We start from the raw sequence: 1,803 nt of genomic DNA, 5'->3' as shown, positions 1-1,803 counted from the left end.
CGCCAAGACCCTCACCCGCCCCGAGCGCAAGGTCGATGCCCTGCAGCGTCAGCTGCGTCTGGCCGGGGTGCGCCAGGCTCAGGGTCTCCACGCGCAGCGTCAGATGCGGCGCCGGCAGGTCGGTCACGGGCCGCGTTCCGGCCTCGATCAGGCCCAGCAACGCATTCAGCCGACCCGCCGCCTGCCGCGCATCGACAAAGCCACGCCAGTGCTGGATCACCGTCTCGATGGGCGCCAGGGCGCGCGACATCACGATCGATCCGGCAATGATGACGCCCGCCGATACCTCGCCGCGCACCGCCAGAAAGGCCCCAAGGCCCAGAATGCCCGACTGCATCAAGAGGCGCAGGCTCTTCGACACGACCGACATGCCCCCCACGGCATCCGACGCCCGGATCTGGTCGACAAGGTGCCGCTCGCTCAGGCCGTTCCAGCGCGCGGACAGCACCGGGCCCAACCCCATCGCCCGGACGACCTCGGCGTTGCGGCCGGCGACCCCGGCCAGCGCAAGCCGCTGGCTGCCGCTGGCGCTGGCATGCAGGCTCGGGCCGCGGCTCAGCATTTCCGTCGCCAGCGTCACCGCGATCAGCAGCGCCGCCCCGGCCAGCGAGAACCAGCCCAGCAGCGGGTGCAGCAGAAAGATGATGAACAGGTAGACCGGGATCCACGGCAGATCGAACAGCGACGCCGGGCCCGCCCCCGACAGAAACGACCGCAGCCTGTCCAGATCGCGAATGGCCAGCAGCCCTTCGGCATCCGACCGCGACTGCAGCGCCAGCGTCTGCACCGCATCGAACAGAGGCGTGCGCAGCGCCTCATCCAGGCGGATGGCGATGCGGCTCATGATCCGGCTGCGAAAGACATCCAGCAGGCCGTTGGCGGCAAACAGCACCACCAGCAGCACCGTCAATGCGACCAGCGTGGGAATGCTGCGCGACGGGATCACCCGGTCATAGACCTGCAGCATGTACATCGCCCCGGTCAGCGCCAGGATGTTGATGACACCCGAAAAGATGCCGACACCCGTCAGCAGCCCCAGGTTCTGGCGCAGGGCGATCCGGATCACGCCGGGGCGACTGTTCTGCATACTCGTCCTCGTCGGCAATCGCCCGGACCCGGTGCTCTGGTCCCCCCGGTTTCCCCCGGCGGGCGCAGCACCGGGATCCGGGCTTCCATCATCGCAAGAGGGCCGGAACGGCCCTCTTGCCTGTCATCGGTATGGAGGCGGCCGCCGCTACAGGATCACGTCGGTGGCCAGGATCGGCCCGCCACGCACCTCGATCGAGAAGTCGGCGCGCAGCGAATTGTCCACGTTCCCCTCGATCAGCCAGACACCGCCGCCCAGGTCCGAATACCGCACCTGACCCGCCGCGCTGAACGCCTGCGTTCCACGCCAGACGAAGGCATCATTGGCTGCCGTTCCGCGGTTGCTGTTGGCGTCGATCCCCGACAGGTCGATCTTGTCTATGCCCGACTGGAAATCGAGGATGACGTCGCGGGTGCGGGCGCTGGTCGTGCTGTCGCCGACGGCCGTGAAGCGGAAGATGTCCGCCCCGGCGCCGCCGGTCATCAGGTCGCGGCCCGCGCCACCGATCAGCGTGTCGTCGCCGCCCTGCCCATTCAGCGTGTCGTTCCCGCCCAGCCCCGACAGCGTGTCGTTGCCGGCTCCGCCGACCAGGTTGTCCTGCCGGGTGTTGCTGCCGGTCAGCGTCAGCGCCGGCGCGGGGTTGTCCGTCGGCGGCGGCGGAGGCGGAGGCGGCGGGGGCGGCGGCGGGGGCGGATCGGGCGGCAGGACCGCACCCA

The 1,803-nt window shown here is 69.8% G+C and carries 2 protein-coding genes; both read right to left on the bottom strand.

Annotated elements, in window-relative coordinates; translation table 11 throughout:
* Positions 1–1,066: ABC transporter transmembrane domain-containing protein (locus tag ACLD7X_RS16540; protein WP_425625406.1), on the bottom strand; the 1,066-nt coding region annotated here is incomplete at its 3' end.
* Between the two features lie 168 nt (positions 1,067–1,234).
* On the bottom strand, positions 1,235–1,803 hold a 569-nt coding region (locus ACLD7X_RS16535; RefSeq protein ID WP_411424780.1), incomplete at its 5' end, for a M10 family metallopeptidase C-terminal domain-containing protein.

The sequence above is a fragment of the Aphanothece microscopica RSMan92 genome (assembly GCF_046613545.2).
Lineage (GTDB): Bacteria > Cyanobacteriota > Cyanobacteriia > PCC-6307 > Cyanobiaceae > NIES-981.
Note: the sequence above shows the minus strand (reverse complement) of the source record. Positions and strands in the feature narration are given on the sequence as shown.